14 protein-coding genes are annotated in these 17309 nt (G+C 74.8%); 6 read left to right on the top strand and 8 right to left on the bottom strand.

The genetic code is table 11. The annotated features are described in order from the left end of the window. Window positions 1–125: 125 nt before the first annotated feature. The 3 genes from BKE41_RS09300 to BKE41_RS09285 form a co-directional block, all read right to left on the bottom strand. Window positions 126–1421, bottom strand: a complete 1296-nt coding sequence (locus BKE41_RS09300) for a pitrilysin family protein (RefSeq protein ID WP_024830459.1) — start codon at window positions 1419–1421, stop codon at window positions 126–128. Between the two features lie 88 nt (window positions 1422–1509). Further along, window positions 1510–2922 (bottom strand): threonine synthase, encoded by a 1413-nt coding sequence (thrC, locus tag BKE41_RS09295; RefSeq protein WP_063110520.1) that lies wholly within the window; start codon window positions 2920–2922, stop codon window positions 1510–1512. 610 nt (window positions 2923–3532) lie between these two features. After that, window positions 3533–3946, bottom strand: a complete 414-nt coding sequence (locus BKE41_RS09285) for a DUF4864 domain-containing protein (protein ID WP_012318569.1) — start codon at window positions 3944–3946, stop codon at window positions 3533–3535. A 389-nt stretch (window positions 3947–4335) separates the two neighbouring features. Between BKE41_RS09285 and rutA the strand changes: the two genes are divergently transcribed. The 4 genes from rutA (at window position 4336) to rutD (ending at window position 7485) form a co-directional block, all read left to right on the top strand. After that, window positions 4336–5430: a pyrimidine utilization protein A gene (gene rutA / locus BKE41_RS09280; RefSeq protein WP_024830461.1), complete on the top strand. Its 1095-nt coding sequence runs from the start codon at window positions 4336–4338 to the stop codon at window positions 5428–5430. After that, window positions 5430–6206, top strand: a complete 777-nt coding sequence (gene rutB, locus BKE41_RS09275) for a pyrimidine utilization protein B (RefSeq protein ID WP_280944525.1) — start codon at window positions 5430–5432, stop codon at window positions 6204–6206. Before rutA ends, rutB begins: the two co-directional genes overlap by 1 nt. Before the next feature lie 113 nt (window positions 6207–6319). Continuing rightward, the gene (gene rutC / locus BKE41_RS09270; protein ID WP_012318565.1) at window positions 6320–6706 is read left to right on the top strand and encodes a pyrimidine utilization protein C; all 387 of its coding nucleotides are present in this window, start codon (window positions 6320–6322) and stop codon (window positions 6704–6706) included. Beyond that, window positions 6703–7485, top strand: coding sequence for a pyrimidine utilization protein D (gene rutD, locus BKE41_RS09265; RefSeq protein WP_199825850.1), 783 nt, complete (start codon window positions 6703–6705; stop codon window positions 7483–7485). The genes rutC and rutD overlap by 4 nt, the downstream gene beginning before the upstream one ends. Before the next feature lie 7 nt (window positions 7486–7492). On the opposite strand, the gene BKE41_RS09260 is transcribed toward rutD, so the two are convergent. From BKE41_RS09260 to BKE41_RS09245, 4 genes are all read right to left on the bottom strand, one after another. Then, a complete protein-coding gene (locus tag BKE41_RS09260; protein WP_058608358.1) occupies window positions 7493–8395 on the bottom strand; it encodes a hypothetical protein in 903 nt (300 codons plus the stop codon). A gap of 88 nt (window positions 8396–8483) precedes the next feature. Then, window positions 8484–9440: a glycosyltransferase family 2 protein gene (locus BKE41_RS09255; RefSeq protein ID WP_058608359.1), complete on the bottom strand. Its 957-nt coding sequence runs from the start codon at window positions 9438–9440 to the stop codon at window positions 8484–8486. After that, window positions 9437–10393, bottom strand: a complete 957-nt coding sequence (locus tag BKE41_RS09250; RefSeq protein ID WP_012318561.1) for a glycosyltransferase family 2 protein — start codon at window positions 10391–10393, stop codon at window positions 9437–9439. The genes BKE41_RS09255 and BKE41_RS09250 overlap by 4 nt, the downstream gene beginning before the upstream one ends. Then, entirely contained in the window at window positions 10390–11022 is a 633-nt protein-coding gene (locus tag BKE41_RS09245; protein ID WP_012318560.1) for a PadR family transcriptional regulator, read from the bottom strand. The genes BKE41_RS09250 and BKE41_RS09245 overlap by 4 nt, the downstream gene beginning before the upstream one ends. A gap of 352 nt (window positions 11023–11374) precedes the next feature. Here BKE41_RS09245 and BKE41_RS09240 point away from each other — a divergent pair, with 352 nt between their 5' ends. After that, a complete protein-coding gene (locus tag BKE41_RS09240; protein WP_070999211.1) occupies window positions 11375–15325 on the top strand; it encodes a glycosyltransferase in 3951 nt (1316 codons plus the stop codon). Next, window positions 15322–16041 (top strand): CatB-related O-acetyltransferase, encoded by a 720-nt coding sequence (locus BKE41_RS32420; RefSeq protein WP_012318558.1) that lies wholly within the window; start codon window positions 15322–15324, stop codon window positions 16039–16041. Before BKE41_RS09240 ends, BKE41_RS32420 begins: the two co-directional genes overlap by 4 nt. Before the next feature lie 50 nt (window positions 16042–16091). On the opposite strand, the gene BKE41_RS09230 is transcribed toward BKE41_RS32420, so the two are convergent. After that, window positions 16092–17294, bottom strand: a complete 1203-nt coding sequence (locus tag BKE41_RS09230) for a Zn-dependent hydrolase (protein ID WP_012318557.1) — start codon at window positions 17292–17294, stop codon at window positions 16092–16094. Window positions 17295–17309: the final 15 nt, after the last annotated feature.

The raw sequence follows: 17309 nt of genomic DNA, 5'->3' as shown, positions 1-17309 counted from the left end.
GTCGCCCCGGGGCCGGTCCACCGCCCGCGGATCGCGCCCCTTTGCGGCCAAATCAAGTTGGGCGGGGCGGGGGCGGCCGTTCTGCCGCCCTCTCCGTCATCGCGAGCGCGGAGACGGCGTCGGTCTCAGGCGGCCCGGAGCGCGCCCGCGATCCTGTCGAGGGCGGGCAGCTTGCGGATCGGGCCGATTGCCGCCAGGGTCGGCGTGCCCTGCAGCATCGCGGCCGCCGCGGCCCGGACATCCGCCACCGTGACGGCGTCGACCTTGTCGATCACCTCCCCGGCGGGAATCACCCGGCCCCAGGCCAGGATCTGGCGGGCGTTGCGCTCGATGCGCCCGCCCGGCGTCTCCAGGGCGGAGAGCAGCGAGACCTTCAGCTGCGCCTTGGCGCGGGCGATCTCGGTGGCGTCGAGGTCCCGGGCCGCCCGGGCGGTGGCCGCCAGCGTCACGTCGACGAGTTCGGGCAGGTCCGCCCCGGCGGTGCCGGCGCCGATGCCGAACAGGCCGCAATCCGAGAACGGCCAGTGGAAGGCCTGGATCTCGTAGGCGAGGCCGCGGGTCTCGCGCACCTCCTGCCAGAGCCGCGAGGTCAGGCCGCCGCCCAGCACCTGCGCGAACATGTGGAGCGCGTAGTAGCGCTCGTCCCGGAAGGAGAGGCCCGGCAGGCCGATCACCACGTTGGCCTGCTCGAGCTTGCGCGGCATCCGCCGCTCGCCGCCGCCGTAGACGCCCGGCACGGAGGCGGGGGCGGTCTTGGCGGGGAGCGCGCCGAAATGGCGCTCGGCCGCCGCCACGATCGCCTCGTGGGCGACGGCGCCGGCGCCCGCCACGACGATGCGGTCCGGCGTGTACTCCCGGTCGAGATAGGCGCGGATCCCGGCCTCGTCGAAGCTCCGGATCGTCTCGGGCCGCCCGAGGATCGGCCGGCCGACCGGCTGGTCCGGGAAGGCGGCCTCCGTGAACGCGTCGTAGACCACGTCGTCGGGGGTGTCCTCGACGGCGGCGTATTCCTGCAGGATGACGCCCTTCTCCCGGGCGAGCTCGCCCGCGTCGAACACCGAGTCGGTGAGGATGTCGCCGATCACGTCGAGGGCGAGACCGGCATCCTCGCCGAGCACCCGGGCGGTGTAGCTCGTCCCCTCCGTGGAGGTCGCGGCGTTGATCTCGCCGCCGACATTCTCGATCTCTTCCGCGATCTTCTGCGCCGACCGGGTGCGGGTGCCCTTGAACGCCATGTGCTCGATGAGGTGGGACAGGCCCGCCTCGTCGGCCCGCTCGTTGCGCGAGCCGGCCCCGACCCAGACGCCCAGGCTGGCGGTGGCGACCCCGGGCATCGGCTCGGTCACCACCGTGACGCCGTTCGGAAGCCGCGTGGTGCGCAGGGACGGCGAGGCGGCGTGCGTTGAGAAATGCTGGTTCATCGACGGCTCGTCGCGGAGGGGGCCGGATGCGGCGCGGATCCCCTCTCCCGTGCGGGAGAGGGGGAGGGGCGCGTGACCCGCGCCAAGCTCACGCGCCCCTCGCGATGCGGGCGCGCTCGCGGATCAGCGCCTCCAGGGCGGCCTGGTCGTTGGCCACCCGGGTCAGGCGCTCGGGCCGGTCCATCAGGTCGGCGAGGTGCGGGGGTAGGGCGGGGCGCAGGCCGCCCGTGGCCCTGGCGACCGCGTCCGGGAATTTCGCGGGATGCGCGGTGGCCAGCGCCACCACCGGGGTCGCCGGATCCTGCTCCAGGAGGCGGCGCCCGGCGCGCACGCCGATGGCGCTGTGGGGATCGAGCACCACGCCGGTGGCGGCCTGGGTCAGCGCGATCTCCGCCATGACGTCGGGCTCCGGCACCGCCACGGCATCGAAGTCCGAGCGCACCGTGGCCAGCACCTCGGGGCTCAGCGAGAAGCCGCCGGACTGCTTCAGCCCGGCCATCAGCCGCGACAGGGACGAGGCGTCGCGCCCGAGCGCCTCGAACAGCAGACGCTCGAAATTCGAGGAAATCTGGATGTCCATGGAGGGGGAGGTGGTGGGGACCACGCCGCGCAGCTCGTAGGCGCCGTGCTCCAGGGTGCGCACCAGGATGTCGTTGGCGTTGGTGCCGATCATCAGCCGCCCGACCGGCAGGCCCATCTGCTTGGCGACCCAGCCGGCGAGCACGTCGCCGAAATTGCCGGTCGGCACCGCGAAGGAGACCGGCCGGTGGGGCGCGCCCAGCGCCACCGCGCTGGTGAAGTAGTAGACCGCCTGCGCGGCGACCCGGGCCCAGTTGATCGAGTTGACCCCCGACAGCCGCACCGCATCGGCGAAATCGGCGTGCTGGAACAGGGCTTTGACGAGGTTCTGGCAATCGTCGAACGTGCCGTCGACGGCCAGCGCGTGGACGTTCTGCGCCGGCACCGAGGTCATCTGCCGCCGCTGCACCTCCGAGACGCGCCCGTGCGGGTAGAGGATGAACACGTCGACCCGGTCGAGGCCGCCGAAGGCCTCCACGGCGGCCGAGCCGGTGTCGCCCGAGGTCGCGCCCACGATGGTGGCGCGGGCGCCGCGCTCGGCCAGGACGTGGTCCATCAGCCGCCCGAGCAGCTGCATCGCCACGTCCTTGAAGGCGAGCGTCGGCCCGTGGAAGAGTTCCAGCAGGAACAGGTTGTCGTCGAGCTGGGTCAGGGGGCAGACCGCCGGGTGGCGGAACGTCGCGTAGGCGGCGTCGATCATCCGGTCGAGGTCCGGCCTGGCGATGTCGCCGTCGATCAGCGGGCGCAGCACCCGCTTGGCGGCCTCCGCGTAGGGCCGGCCCGCCAGGGCGGCGATCTCCGGATGGCCGATCTGCGGCCAGGTCTGCGGCACGTAGAGCCCGCCGTCGCGGGCGAGGCCCGCCAGGAGCGCGTCCGAGAACGAGAGCGGCGCGGCCTCGCCGCGAGTCGAGACGTGGAGCACAGGGTCCTCCGAGGGAAGGCGCCCCCTCTACACGATGCGGGCGGACCTGTCGAAAGCCCTGAATGCGTCGCCGGGACACGGGCCCGGGACCGGTCCGCGCACGGGACGGAGCCGGCGGTTTAACCGGGGCTGAACGGGCCGGTTCAGGGCCGGTTGCCCGGCCGCGTCCTAGAGCCGGACCGCCCCGCTGCCCCCGAGCTGCCGGGCGGATCCCGTCTCGGAGAGAGCCGACATGACCCGAATCATCGCCCTCGCGGGCGTCGCGGCGCTGCTGTCCGGCACCGTCGCCCTCGCGCAGACCCCGCCGCCGCCGCCCAGCGGCCCGAGGCCCGGCCCGAGGCCGGCGCGCCGCTCCGCGCCGCCGCCGCGCGAGCCGCGCGCGCGCGCGCGCCCGACGGTCGCCGCCGCCACCGCCGCCGCCGTCGCGGGCCGCCCACATCGTGCTGGAGCGCGGCGACGCGCGGGTCGACGTGAGATGCGCCGACGACGACACGACCAAGGCCTGCGCCGACGTCACCCTGCAGATGCTCGAGAAGCTCGCGACCTTCCGGCCCTGAGCCCCCCTCCCGCGCCCGCCGCACCGGCGGCGGGCGCCCCCCCGGGGGCGCCCTCAGGCGCGCGTGCCGGGCGCCCTGGTCAGGCGGCAGCCGGTGATGCGCCACTGCCCGTCCGCGTCGCGGGCGAGGCTGTACTCGGCCGTCCAGTCGACGCCGTACTCGTCCTGGATCGCCACCGACTGGACCACGCCCGCCGCGTCCGTGTCCCGCGCCTCGCCGAACACGAAGCTGCGGTGACGGTAGACCGGACGGTACTGGTTCCGGACCATGCCGATGAACAGGTCGGCATTCGGGAACAGCTCCCGGATCCCCGGCGCGGCCTGCTCGTAGGCGGTCTGCGCGTCGTCGCGGCCGAGCGCCTGCGCCTGCTTGGCGATGACCGCCCGGGCCGCCGCGCGCCCCGCCTCGTCGGCCGCCGCCGGCCCCGCGAGGCCCAGGACGAGGAGCAGGACGGACCAGGCGCGCATCGCTGTCACTCCGGCAGAGTCGGACCGAGATCCGTCATCGTCCCATGAAGATGGTCTCCGCCGCGCCCACGACAATGTCGGCCGCGGTGCCGACGATGATCGCCGCGCCGTCGCCGGTCACCGGGCCGCGCGGAAGCGCGTCCCGGCGGGCAAGCGCGGCCGGTCGGGAAGCGCGCACGGGTTGGGCAGACATCGCGCCCTGGTTGTGCAAGTCGCTGGAAAGATGGGCATTTTCGCACCCGTCGGGCGCCGCGGGTTTGACCCTCCGCCGCGGTTTTGCGAGCCTCCGTGGGCCGACTCGGTTCCGGCGGGGAACCGACCGGGCGGAGCGCGGGACGATGATGCGAAGCCACGCGGACGACAGCGCCGAGGCCCGTCCGGCGCCGGCCATGAGCGTCGGGGTGTTCATCCCGATCGGCAACAACGGCTGGCTGCTGTCGGAGAACGCCCCGCAGTACCGCCCGAGCTTCGCGCTCAACAAGGCGATCACCCTGAAGGCGGAGGGCTACGGGCTCGACTTCGCCCTGTCGATGATCAAGCTCCGCGGCTTCGGCGGCAAGACCGAGTTCTGGGACCACAACCTCGAATCCTTCACCCTGATGGCGGGGCTCGCCGCCGTCACCACCCGGATCCGGCTGTTCGCCACCGCGGCGACCCTGTGCCTGCCCCCCGCCATCGTGGCCCGCATGGCGGCGACCATCGACTCGATCTCCGACGGGCGCTTCGGCCTGAACCTCGTCACCGGCTGGCAGAAGCCGGAATACGACCAGATGGGCCTGTGGCCGGGCGACGCGCATTTTGCCAATCGCTACGATTACCTGGCCGAGTACGCGCAGATCCTGCGCGACCTGTGGGAGACGGGCGCCAGCGACCGCAAGGGCGCGTATTTCCAGATGAACGATTGCCGGCTGAGCCCCCGGCCGCAGGCGCCGGTGAAGATCATCTGCGCCGGCCAGAGCGGCGCCGGGCTGGCCTTCACGGCCCAGTACGCCGACTACAATTTCTGCCTGGGCAAGGGGCTCAACACGCCGACCGCCTTCGCGCCCGTGGTCGAGAAGCTCGCCGAGGCCAGCGCGCGGACCGGGCGACGGGTGACCGCCTTCGCGCTGTTCATGATCATCGCCGACGAGACCGACGACGCCGCCATGGCGACCTGGGCGCACTACAGGGCGGGCGCGGATGCCGAGGCGATCGCGTGGCTCGGCGCGCAGGGCGCGGCCGACACCAGGTCCGGCAGCGACACCAACGTGCGCCAGCTCGCCGACCCGGCCTCGGCGGTGAACCTCAACATGGGCACCCTGGTGGGCAGCTACGCCAGCGTGGCCGCGATGCTCGACGCCGTCATGACCATCGACGGGGTGGAGGGCGTGCTGCTGGTCTTCGACGATTTCCTCAAGGGCCTCGACGCCTTCGGGACCCGGATCCAGCCCCTGATGCGGTCGCGCCGGCACGTGACGGCGGCAGCTCTGCCCGAGGTCGCCTGATGGACCGCCCGACGACCTATCCGATGGACCAGCCCGCCGGCTTCCGCGACGCCCAGGGTCGGCACGGCGGCGTCGTCCTGCCGGCCCGCCCGGAGCCGATCGCCCTCGATCCCGCGACCACGTTCCTCATCGTCGTGGACGTCCAGAACGCCTACGCGAGCCCGGGCGGCTACCTCGACCGGGCCGGCTTCGACGTCTCGGGCACCGGCCCGGTGATCGCCCGGATCGCCCAGGCGGTGGCGGCGGCGCGCGCCGCCGGCATCCCGGTCCTGTGGTTCCAGAACGGCTGGGACCCCGCCTATGTCGAGGCCGGCGGCCCGGGCTCGCCGAACTGGCACAAATCCAACGCCCTCAAGACCATGCGTCGGAATCCTGAAGCGAACACGCAGCTCCTCGCCAAGGGATCCTGGGACTACGCGCTGGTGGATGCCCTGACGCCGGAGCCCGGCGACATCGTGATGGGCAAGCCCCGCTACAGCGGCTTCTACAACACGCCCCTCGACAGCACCCTGCGGGCCCGGGGCGTGACCACGCTGGTCTTCACCGGCATCGCCACCAACGTCTGCGTCGAGTCGACCCTGCGGGACGGGTTCCACCGAGAGTATTTCGGGATCGTGCTGGCCGACGCCACGCACCAGGCCGGACCGGAGAGCCTACACCGCGCGGCGCTCGCCAATATCGAGACCTTCTTCGGCTGGGTCTCGGACGTCGCCGCCTTCGAGTCCGCCCTCGGGGTGCCCTCGCGCGCCCCGGCCGGCGCCGATCTGGCCGGATAAGTGCATCGCCCGCCCGGCCGGTGACCGGCAGGGTGCGCGAGGACCGCCGCGACGCGGCCCTCCGCGCGGCCTGCCCGGCCCGGCCGTCAGGTCGAGCGCGGGAGGCGCGGGGAATGCCCAAGCAGGTCGTGATACCGCCGGGAACCGGCAAGCCGCTGGCCCCCTACGTGCCGGGCACGCTGGCCGACGGGGTCCTGTACGTCTCGGGCACGCTGCCGCTGGACGCGGAGGCCAACGTGGTCCATGTCGGCGACGCGGCGGCCCAGACCCGCCACGTGCTGGAGACCATCAAGGGCGTGGTCGAGGCCGCGGGCGGCACGATGGACGACGTCACCTTCAACCACGTCTTCCTGGCGGACTGGGCCGACTACGCGGCGATCAACGCCGTCTACGCCGAGTATTTCCCGGGCGAGAAGCCCGCGCGCTACTGCATCCAGTGCGGCCTCGTGAAGCCCGAGGCCCGCGTGGAGATCGCCGCGATCGCCCATATCGGCCGCTGATGGGCCCGCTCCACCACGCTGTGGCGGGCCCGGCGGGCGGTCGGCCGGTGCTGCTCTCGCCGGGGCTCGGCGGCGCGGCGGGCTACTTCGCGCCGCAGATGGCGGCCCTGACCGCGCGGTTCCGGGTCGTCACCTATGACCATCGCGGCACCGGGCGCTCGCCCGGCCGGCTCGCGTCGGACCACGACGTCCCCGCCATGGCGCGGGACGCGCGCGCGGTGCTGGACGCGGCCGGGATCGAGCGGGCCGACGTGGTCGGCCACGCGCTGGGCGGTCTGATCGCCCTCCAGATGGCTTTGGACGCGCCCGACCGGGTCGGGCGGGTCGTGGTGATCAACGGCTGGGACGCCCTGGACCCGGCCACGCGCCGCTGCTTCGCGGCCCGCCGGGCGATCCTGGCCGGGGGCGGACCGGAGGCCTTCGTGCGGGCGCAGGCGATCTTCCTGTACCCGGCGGCGTGGCTCTCCGCGCAGGCCGAGCGGGTCGAGGCCGACGAGGCGCAGGCCCTGGCGCATTTTCCCGGCGCCGAGACCGTGCTGATGCGCATCGCCGCCCTGGAGGGCTTCGCCATCGCCGACCGCCTCGGAGCGATCGGCCACGAGACCCTGGTGATGGCCGCCCGGGACGACGTGCTGGTGCCCTACACCCGGTCCGAGCGGCTGGCGGCGGCGCTGCCCAACGCCCGGCTCGTCCTCGCCCCGGAGGGCGGCCACGCCCACAGCATCACCCGGCCCGAGGCCTTCAACCGGGCGCTCCTGGACTTCCTGGACCGGGACTGAGAGCCCGCTACGCCCGCAGCGCGATCATCGGCAGCACCACCGCGTCGAGGGCGGCGGCCAGCACCGGGAGCAGGGCCGGCCAGCGCAGGGTCGCCGCGGTGCCGATCTGCCCCCGGGCGAAGGCCAGGATCAGCATCGGCACCAGCGGCAGCAGGTCCCGGACCTGCAACCCGCCGTGGCCGGCCGCCGGGGCGAGGGCCTGCGCCAGCACCGTCAGCCAGAGGCCGAGCAGCGCGCCCCCCGAGAGCCACAGCCGCTCCGCGAGCGGGGGAAGGGGCCCCCGCCGCAGCGCGAAGGGCGGCACCAGCAGCGCGGCGGCCCAGAGCGCGTAGAGGATCCCGGGCAGCGGGACGGGCAGGGATCCGAATCCGTCCCCCGCGCCGGCGGGGTGCGGCAGTCCGAGGCTCGCGGCCGGGAGGGCCGGCAGCAGGGCGAACACGGCGAGCGGCAGCCGGTCCCGGCAGGCGCGGGCCAGCCGCCCCGGAGGTGGGAACGGCACCAGCAGCATCCCCGCGAGCGGCGCGCAGGCCGGCCGCGCCAGCACCACCAGGCCGATCGCCAGCGCCGCTCCGGCGCGGCGCGCCGATCTGCGCCGGCCCGTCATCGGCCGGGGGCTGAGCAGCGCGGCCGCGAGCGCCGCCAGCGCCAGGACGGGCCCGTCCGGGCCGGAGGCGGCCGCGAGCGAGGCCGGGCAGCACAGCAGCGCGAACAGCGCGGCCCGTCCCCGGGTCGCCAGGGCCAGGGCGGCGAGCCCCAGGCTCAGGAACGCCGCGATGCGGGCGAGGGCGAGGGCGAGGGCGGCCGGCTCGCCGGGCAGGCCGATCCAGGCCAGCGCGAGGCAGGCCGGGAGGCCGAGGCCCAGGAAGGCACGGGCCCAGAACCGGCCGCCGCCGGTGACCGGCAGGTTCACGGCCGCATCCCGGGGGCCGCCGCGGCCCCGGCCGGGTCGACCGGGCGGCCGGCCTCCGCGCCGAGGGCGCGCGGCATCGCCATCCCGCTCAAGCCGCGCGCCGCGCGCGCGCGGCGCGCAGGAGGTCCGGCACGAGCCCCGGCAGCGCCGCGGCCAGGAGGCCCGCCGCCCGCAGGACCTCCGCGGCCTCCCGGGGGGAGCGACGGGCGAGGGCCAGGGCGAGCCGCAGGGGCACCTGCGCGCCGAAGCTCGCCGCCGCCAGGGCGAGGGCCGTCCCGGCGCCGTGGTGCTTGCCGGCATAGAGGATCTGGCTGCGCAGGAAGTAGAACAGCCGCCGCGCCCGCACCTGCCGGGTCGTGCCCTGGCCGACATGGTGGGCGACCGCCCCGGCCACGTGCCGCACCGCGAAGCCCGCCGCCCGGGCCCGGGCGCAGAGGTCGGCATCCTCCCAGTAGACGAAGAAGCGCGGGTCGAACCCGCCGAGCGCCCGGAACAGGTCGCGGCGGATCATCAGGAAGGCGCCCATCACCTGGTCGACGGCGCGGTCCTCCGCGTGGTCCCATTCGCGCAGGAAGTGCGGCCGCACGAGGCCCAGGCGGTCCAGCGCCAGGGCGCGGCCGACGAGGCCCAGCGCCGAGGGCGCCCGCGCGCAGGAGCGCGCGGTCCGCCCGTCCGGATCGACGAGCCGCGCGCCGACGATCCCGGTCCGCCGATCGGCCGTCAGGGCGGCCAGAGCCACGCCGAGCGCGTCGGGCGCGACCTGCGTGTCCGGGTTCAGGAACAGGATCGCGGGGGCGTCGCCGGCGGCGGCGCCCTGGTCGCAGGCCCGGCCGAAGCCGAGATTCGCGGCGTTCTGGATCAGCCGGAGCGGGCGGGGCAGGGCGGGCAGGGTCTCGGCGGAGCCGTCCGTGGAGGCGTTGTCCACCACGGTGACCTGCACGGCCGCGGCGTCCCGCGCGGCCGCGAGGCTCGCGAGGCAGGCGCGCAGCAGCGAGCCGCCGTTCCAGTTGACGATCACCACGTCGAGGGCAGGGCGGTCGGTCACGGCAGGTCCCGGGGCGGCCCGAGGCGGCCGAGGGCGCCGTCGCGGGCGGCCGCGAGGAGCCTGAGCAGCACGGCGGGCCGCCAGCCCGAATCCGCCCAGTACAGCCCGGCCTGGAGCGGCAGGTAGGCGGCCTGGGCGAGCTTCCAGCGCAGCGGCACGTGCGGCAGCCGCCACGCGTAGATCGCGTTGCGCAGGTAGGTCGCCATGCGGAACAGGGGCTGGCGCGGCATCGTGATCCCGAAGGCCCGGACCGTCCCGCCGCCGACGCGGTGCGGGATCGCGACGGCGTCGGTCTGGTAGCAGCCGTAGCCGAGGCTCCAGGCACGGAAGCACCATTCGAGCTCGACCCCGTCGATGAAGAAGTCGCCGCGGAAGGGCCCGACCCGCGCGAAGGCGTCGAGGTCGATGAGCGAGCCCGAGGTCGCCAGGAACTGCACCGGGGCGAGGTCGTCGCGTGCCGGCGCGCCGGGACGCGGCGGGTAGGCGGGCGCCTTGTGGCCCGGTGCCGGCGCCGGGACCGGGCCGACCACCGCCGCCGGGATCCCGGCCTCCCGCAGCCGGTCCCGCGCCGTCAGCAGCGCGGCGGCGAGATCCGCGGGCGGCTCGGCGTCCTGGTCGAGAAGGAGCAGGGTTCCGGCCCCCGCGGCGCGGGCGGAAGCGGCGATCCGGTTGAGCGCCTCGGCGATGCCGAGATTCGCGCCCTCCGACAGCAGGGTCACGCCGGACCGGGCGAGTTGATCGGCCGCCCCGGCCGGGAGGCCGCCGTTGTCGAAGGCGATCACCGCGGCGTATCCGGCCGAGGCCAGGGCCCGGACGCGCGCCAGCTGGTCCGGCCGCGGCCGGAACAGGGTGATCCCGAGGACGAGGCGGCCGGGCCGCGGATCGGGCACCGGCCGTGCCCCGGTAAAGGGTCCGGCAAAGGCCCCGGCGACGGTCGCGGGACGGCCCGTCACGCCCGCTCCACCGCGGCGGTCGCCGCCTCCAGCGCGGCCGTGATGGCGGCGGCCTGCTCGGCGCTGAGCGGGCCGCGGGCGAGCCGCATCTGCAGGGCGAGCTTCAGGCCCTCCTTGGCGCGCACGACCGAGGGCGGGGGACCGTCGCCCCGGGCGGCCTCGGCCTCCGCCATCCGGGCGAGGATCGCCTCGAGAATCGGGCGGTTGCCGTCCAGGAAGGCCTGCCCCTCCGGCGTGATCGTGTGCAGCCGCTTGGTGCCCTCCCCAGGGGTCACCGTGACGTGGCCGAGTTCTTCCAGGAGAGTGAGCGTCGGGTAGACGGTTCCGGGGCTCGGGCTGTAGGCGCCGCCGACCCGCTCCTCGATCGCCTTGATGATCTCGTAGCCGTGGCGGGGCTTCTCGGCGATCAGGTGGAGGATGACGAGGCGCAGGTCGCCGTGGGCGAAGAAGCGCGCGAGGTCGCCGCGGCCGCCGCGGCCGAACATCCGGCGCTCGCCGGGCCCGCGACCCGGGTGGCCGTGGGGCCCGTGCCGTCCGCGTGGATCGCCGCCCATCGGGCCGCGATGGGCGCGGACGCGGAAGGCGTCGAAGGGATCGGCGCGGAGGAAGGCCGAGAGACGGGGATGCATGGATTCGACTCGATTTCGATATGACTAATTTTCAGATATATCGAAATACCGTCGGCTGCAAGGCCGTCGCGCCCGTCGCGCGGCGCGGCCTCCGATGCGGCGTCCGATGCGGCCTCCGGCGCCAGCGCCGATGGGGCCCCACGGTTTACGGCCTCGGCCGGTTCCGTTAGTGCGACGGGTGTCCGACAGGACGATCGTTCCCGCGCCGCCTCGCGCCTCCGACGCTGCCCGCCAGCTGCCGCCCATGACCCGATCAGAGCCCCGCGCCCCGACCGCGCCCGCTTGGCGGGCGGCCGACGGATCCCGCGCCCCGTGACGGCCCGCGGCGAACGCCCCACCGCAGAGTCCTGAGATGCGCCGCGGCTCCGACGGGACCGGCCGGATCTCGGCCCTGACGCGGATGCGACGCCGCCTCGGCCGGCTGCGCGACCCGCTGGCCACGCCGTCGGCGCTGCACCGCCGCTGGGCGGGCGCGGCGACCGGCGCGGACCTGGAGGCGCGCCTGATCGCCGTCCTGGCCCCGCACGTCGACGCGGCGTTCTACGCGAGCTGGTACGGGATCGCGGCCGACCCGGTGCGCGACTACCTCGTCCACGGCTGGCGCGCGGGCCGCGACCCGCGCCCCGACTTCGACTCCGCCGCCTACCTCGCCCGGCACCCCCACATCGCCCGCGCCGGCATCAACCCGCTCCTGCACGCCCTCGCGCGCCGGCGCGGCGGAGCGGGCGGGGAGGGGGAGGCGGCCGCCCTGCCGAGGCCCGACACGGCCGAGGCCCACCGCCTCGCCCGCCGCCTCGTCGACGGCGCCTTCTACCTCGCCGGCAATCCCGACCTCGCCGCCGCCGGCGTCGACCCGGTCGACCACTACATGGCTTCGGGCTGGCGCGAGGGCCGCGAGCCGGCGCCGCAATTCGACACCCTGGCCTACTGCCTCACCCGCGGGATCACCTTCGCCACCCAGAACCCGCTGGTCCACTACGTCCTCCACGGCGGTCCCGCCCGGCCCGACCCGGACGCCGCGCTCGCCCTGCGGATCGAGACGCTCGCCCCCTACTTCGACGCCGCCCACTACCGGCAGCGCCTGCCCGAGCCGCAGGCCGAGGCCCTGGCCGGGGCCTCGGACGCCGCGCTGCTGCGCCACTACGTGGCGGAGGGCTGGCGGGCGCGGATCGGCCCGCGGCCGGACTTCGACCCGGCCGGCTACGTGCAGGCGCGGTCCGGCAGCCGGGCGGTCAGCGACGACCCGTTCTTCCGCACCGTCGCCGAGGCGCGGCTGACGGGGGCCGAGCCGTTCGCGGAGCCGCACCGGCTGAACCTGCCGGCGGTAGACGCGGACTGGTACCGGGCGACCTACCCGGACGTGGGCGGGCGCGAGCCGTTCCTGCACTTCGCCGAGGCGGGCTGGCGGGAGCTGCGCGATCCCGGGCCGGGACGCTCGACGCTGGCGGCGCTGCTGCGGGTCTGCGGGCTGCGGCCGGCGCGGGCGCCGGTGGAGGACACCGGCTGGCTGGGGGCGATCGGGCGGGAGACCCTCGACCGGGACGCGCTCCTGGACCTGCAGGCGCGGCTGGTGGCGGGGCATTTCGACCACGGCTTCTACCGGGCGCGCTACGGCCTGTCCGAGGCCGACGACGCGGTGCGCGACTACTGCGACACCGGCTGGCGGAAGGGCCGCAATCCCAGGCCCGATTTCGACGGGCAGGCCTACGCCGACGCGCATCCCGGGATGCGCGAGACGGGCCTCGCGCCCCTCGTCCACCGCCTCGCCACGGCGCTGATGCACGGCACCGACATCGCGGCCGGCGCCTTCCACCCCCGCTACGGCACGCCGGATTCGCGGGAGGCGGCGCTGGCCGACGAGGCCCGGACGGTCGCGCCGTTCTTCGACGCCGCCTTCTACGCCAAGCGCAACCCCGACGCCGCCGGCGCCCCCGGCGGGCCGCTCGCCCACTTCGTCGCCTACGGCCAGCACGAGGGGCGCGACCCGAGCAAGACCTTCTCCATCGCGTTCTACAGGGAGACCTACGGCCATCTGCTGGGGCCCGGGGAGTCGCCGTTCCTGCACTACGTGCGCACCGGCCGGGCCGCCGGGCTGATGGGCTGCCCCGAGGATCTCGGCACCTACCCGCCCATGGAGGCCCCGCCCGCCGACGCCTGGGACCGCCTGCCCCGCGCCCTGCCCATCGCGCAGGCCCGCGTCGTCGTCATCGTCCCGGTCTACAAGGGCCGCGGCGAGACCCTGCGCGCCATCCATGCCTGCCTGTCGGCGCCCCAGGCCACCCCCTTCACCCTGCTCGCCGTCAACGACCGCTCCCCCGACCCGGAACTCACCGCGGAGCTGGCCGCCCTCGCCGGCCGCGGCCTGTTCCACCTCGTCGAGAACGAGCAGAACCTCGGCTTCGTCCGCTCGGTCAACCGCGCCCTCGGCCTGCGCCAGGGCCGCGCCGTCGTCCTGCTCAACTCCGACGCTGAAGTCTTCGGCGACTGGCTCGACCGCCTCGTCGCCCACGCCGAACACAACGCCGAGCCTCGGGCCGGGTCCGGCACGGAGGCAGGGGCTGGGGCAGGCGCAGGGGCGGGAATGGGCGCGGGGCTGCCCGTGGGCAGCGTCACGCCCCTGTCCAACAACGCCACGATCTGCTCCTACCCGCGCTTCAACGCCAACAACACCATGCCGCTCGAGATCGCCCGGCCCGACCTCGACCGCGTGGCCGCGCAGGTCAACCGCGGCCGCGCCGTGCCCGTGCCCACCGGCGTCGGCTTCTGCATGTACATGACCGCCGCCGCCCTCGACGCGGTCGGCGACCTCGACGCCGAGGCCTTCGGTAAGGGCTACGGCGAGGAGAACGACTGGTGCCTGCGCGCCACCAAGGCCGGCTTCGTCAACCTGCTCGCCGAGGACGTGTTCGTCCACCATGCCGGCCAGATCTCGTTCGGGCTCGACGCGGGCGGCGAGTACGACCAGGGCCAGGCGGCGCTGCTGGCCAAGCACCCCGACTACCCGGCCCGGGTCGGGCAGTTCGTCCAGGCCGATCCCGGCCGGCGCGGGCGGGCGCGGCTCGACCGGGCGCGGCTGGCCCGGCACTTCTCGGGGCGGGCGCTGCTCTACGTGACGCACAGCTGGGGCGGGGGCATCCAGCGGCACATCGACGACATGGTCGCGCAGGCCCGGGCCGAGGGCCTGAGCGTGGTGCTGCTGCAGATCGACCGGACCCGCAACCTCGAGGTCCACGTCTCGTATCGCGGCCCCGAGTTCCTGTACCTGCCCAACCTCGACAGCCTGTACCTGCCGCGGGACGCGGCCGAGCTCGCCGACTTCGTCGGGCAGCTGGCGCCGGTTCTGATCCACGTGCACTCGCTGGCGGGACTGCGCTGGGGCGCGGCGCGGGCGCTGATGGCGGTGGTGGCGGGCGCGGGGCGTCCCTACGCGTGGACGCTGCACGACTACTCGCCGGTATGCCACCGCAACCACTTGGTGCAGCCGGACGGGCGCTACTGCGGCCTGGCGCCGGTCAGCGAGTGCCGGTCGTGCCTGGCGGTGGACGCGGACGGGTTCGAGGAGCCGGATCCGGGCGAGCGGCGGGCGGCGTTCGGGGCGTTCCTGGCCGGCGCCGCGCGGGTGTTCGCGCCGTCCTGCGACACGGCAGCCCGGATCCGGGCGGTGTACCCGGACCTCGTCGTCACGGTGCGGCCGCACGTCGAGCCGGAGCGGTCGGTGCGCTCGACCGCCCTGCAGCGGCCCGGCCGCGTCCGCCGCGTCGCCGTGCTCGGCGCGATCAGCGCCACGAAGGGCGGCCTGTTCCTGCAGGCGCTCGCCACCGACGCGCAGGACCGCGACCTGCCCCTGCACTTCGCGATCGTGGGCTACTCGGATCCGGCCCTGGCGATCGGCCTGGAGCGCGTCGGCGTCGCGCAGACCGGGCGCTATTCCGGCGACCACGAGGCCCTGGACCTGGTCTGGCGGCTCTCGGCCGATCTCGTGCTGCTGCCGGCGATCTGGCCCGAGACCTACTCGTACGCGCTGACCCTGGCGCTGCGCACCGGCCTGCCGGTGGCGGCCTTCGACCTCGGCGCCCCGGCCGAGCGGCTGCGCGCCTACCCGAACGGGCACCTGCTCCCCGGCGCGCTGGCCACCGATCCGGCCGCCTTCAACGACCGGCTGCTCGCCATCGACGTCTCGGCCGCCGGCCGGCTCACCGTGCCGATCCGGGCCGCCACCTACGGGGACCTGAGGCGCGACTATTACGGCCTGGACCCGGCGCCGGCCGGAACCCGACACCCCATCGACGAGGACGCCGCATGATCTCCGTCAACGAGGACATGAAGCAGGAGATGCTGCGGCGCGGCATCTCGGTGCTGCACCCGGCCCCGTTCGGCCTGCCGGAGGATTGCGTCTTCGAGCCGCCGTGCAGCATCAAGTGGATGGGCGTCGATTACTGCCTCACCATGGGGGCGTTCTCGTACGCGGTGAGCGGCTACTATTTCGGCGCCGACATCGCCCGCTACTGCTCGATCGGCGAGAGCGTCCAGGTCGGGCGCGGCAGCCACCCGGTTCAGTGCGGCTCGACCTCGCCGCTGTTCTACACGCACCACTCGGCCGTGTTCGACCGCCTCGACCCGCGGGCGGAGGATTACGAGATCTGCGGACCGTATCTCTGGCCCAAGCGCGTGCGCATCGGCAACGACGTCTATATCGGCCACGGCGCCTTCCTGATGCCCGACATCACGATCGGCGACGGGGCGGTGATCGGCGCCATGGCGGTGGTGACCAAGGACGTGCCGCCCTACGCGATCGTGGCCGGCAGCCCCGCCCGGATCGTGAAGATGCGCTTCCCCGACGCGCTGATCGAGCGCTACCTGAAGGTGCAATGGTGGCGCTACGCCTTCTGGGACCTGCGCCAGTGCTCGATCACCGACCCGGAGAAGTTCATCGACGCCGTCGAGGAGCGGATCGCCGGGGGCATGCAGGAATACCGCCCGGAGCGGATCCCGATCCAGTCGCTGATACCGGGCGCCTGAGGCCCGGGGCCCGCCGGAACGCGCCGCGGCGGGCGTCCGGGGCGGCGCGCTCAGCCCGCCAGCACCCGCACCGCCGCGTCGCCGAGGGCCCGCACCCCGAGGGCGAGGTCGGCGTCGGCGGTGTCCTCCGCCCAGTGGTGGCTGATGCCGCCGATCGAGGGCACGAACAGCATCGCGGCCGGCAGGATCCGGGCGACGTTCTGGGCGTCGTGACCGGCGCCCGACGGCATCACCTGCCACGAGCCGGGGCAGACGCTCTCGGCGGCCTCCGAGAGGGCGCGCATCAGGGCCGGGTCGCAGGGGGCGGGGACCGCCTTCGCCAGGGCCGTCAGGGTGGCCGGGCAGCGCTCGCGCCGGTTCGATTCCCGCACCAGCGCCTCCAGGCAGGCCTCCATCCGCTCCAGCACCGGCATCGCCACGTCGCGGAACTGGAAATACACCTCGGCCCGGCCCGGGATGATGCTGAAGCCGCCGGGATCCAGGGTGATCCGCCCCGTCGTCCAGGTGCTGCGCGGGCCGCAGACCTTCGGGAACTCCCGGTCGATCGCCGCCAGCAGCCGCACCGCCGAGAGGCCCGCATCCCGGCGCTCCGCCATGGTGGTGCCGCCGGCATGGTCCTGGTTGCCGGCGAAATCGATCCGGAACTGCCAGATCGCCACGATGCCGCTCACCACGCCGAGATGCAGGCCGGCGGATTCGAGCTGCGTCCCCTGCTCGATGTGCATCTCCAGGAAGCCGCGGTAGCGGGCCGGGTCGAGCCGCATCCGGGGCAGGCCGGCGAGGCCGGCACCCGCGAGCGCCGCGCGAAGCGGCGTGCCGTCGGTGCGGTTGCGGGCCTCGTCCATCTCGGCCTCGGTCAGGTCGCCGATCGCCGAGCGGCTGCCCAGGAAGCCGCCGGAGAAGTGCCCCTCCTCGTCCGCGAAGGCGACGACGTCGACGGGCAGCCCGGCGCGGGCCAGCGCCACCCCGGCCACGACGCCCAGCGCCCCGTCGAGCCAGCCGGCCTCGTTCTGCGTCTCGATGTGGCTGCCGACCAGCAGGTGCGGGCCGGGGCCGCGGTGGCGCCCCAGCACGTTGCCGATCCCGTCGATGGAAGCGTCCAGGCCGCAGGCCTCGAGCCGGGCCATCAGCCAGCGGCGGGATTCCATGTCCGCGGCCGAGAAGGTCGGCCGGTGGACGCCGGTGCGGAACCGGCCGATCTCGCGCAGCTCGTACAGGTCGGCCAGGAAGGCTCGGGTGTCGATCGCGGTCATGGTGCGCCCAGGATG

The organism is Methylobacterium sp. C1 (genome assembly GCF_001854385.1).
GTDB classification, from domain to species: Bacteria; Pseudomonadota; Alphaproteobacteria; order Rhizobiales; family Beijerinckiaceae; genus Methylobacterium; species Methylobacterium radiotolerans.
Note: the sequence above shows the minus strand (reverse complement) of the source record. Positions and strands in the feature narration are given on the sequence as shown.

Bases quoted from the DNA above. Each gene is read 5' to 3' on its own strand.
- rutB (WP_280944525.1), top strand. From the start codon at position 5,430: ATGGACCGCCCGACGACCTATCCGATGGACCAGCCCGCCGGCTTCCGC.
- BKE41_RS09300 (WP_024830459.1), bottom strand. From the start codon at position 1,421: ATGAACCAGCATTTCTCAACGCACGCCGCCTCGCCGTCCCTGCGCACC.
- BKE41_RS09285 (WP_012318569.1), bottom strand. From the start codon at position 3,946: ATGCGCGCCTGGTCCGTCCTGCTCCTCGTCCTGGGCCTCGCGGGGCCG.
- BKE41_RS09240 (WP_070999211.1), top strand. From the start codon at position 11,375: ATGCGCCGCGGCTCCGACGGGACCGGCCGGATCTCGGCCCTGACGCGG.
- rutC (WP_012318565.1), top strand. From the start codon at position 6,320: ATGCCCAAGCAGGTCGTGATACCGCCGGGAACCGGCAAGCCGCTGGCC.
- BKE41_RS09230 (WP_012318557.1), bottom strand. From the start codon at position 17,294: ATGACCGCGATCGACACCCGAGCCTTCCTGGCCGACCTGTACGAGCTG.
- rutA (WP_024830461.1), top strand. From the start codon at position 4,336: ATGAGCGTCGGGGTGTTCATCCCGATCGGCAACAACGGCTGGCTGCTG.
- BKE41_RS09245 (WP_012318560.1), bottom strand. From the start codon at position 11,022: ATGCATCCCCGTCTCTCGGCCTTCCTCCGCGCCGATCCCTTCGACGCC.
- BKE41_RS32420 (WP_012318558.1), top strand. From the start codon at position 15,322: ATGATCTCCGTCAACGAGGACATGAAGCAGGAGATGCTGCGGCGCGGC.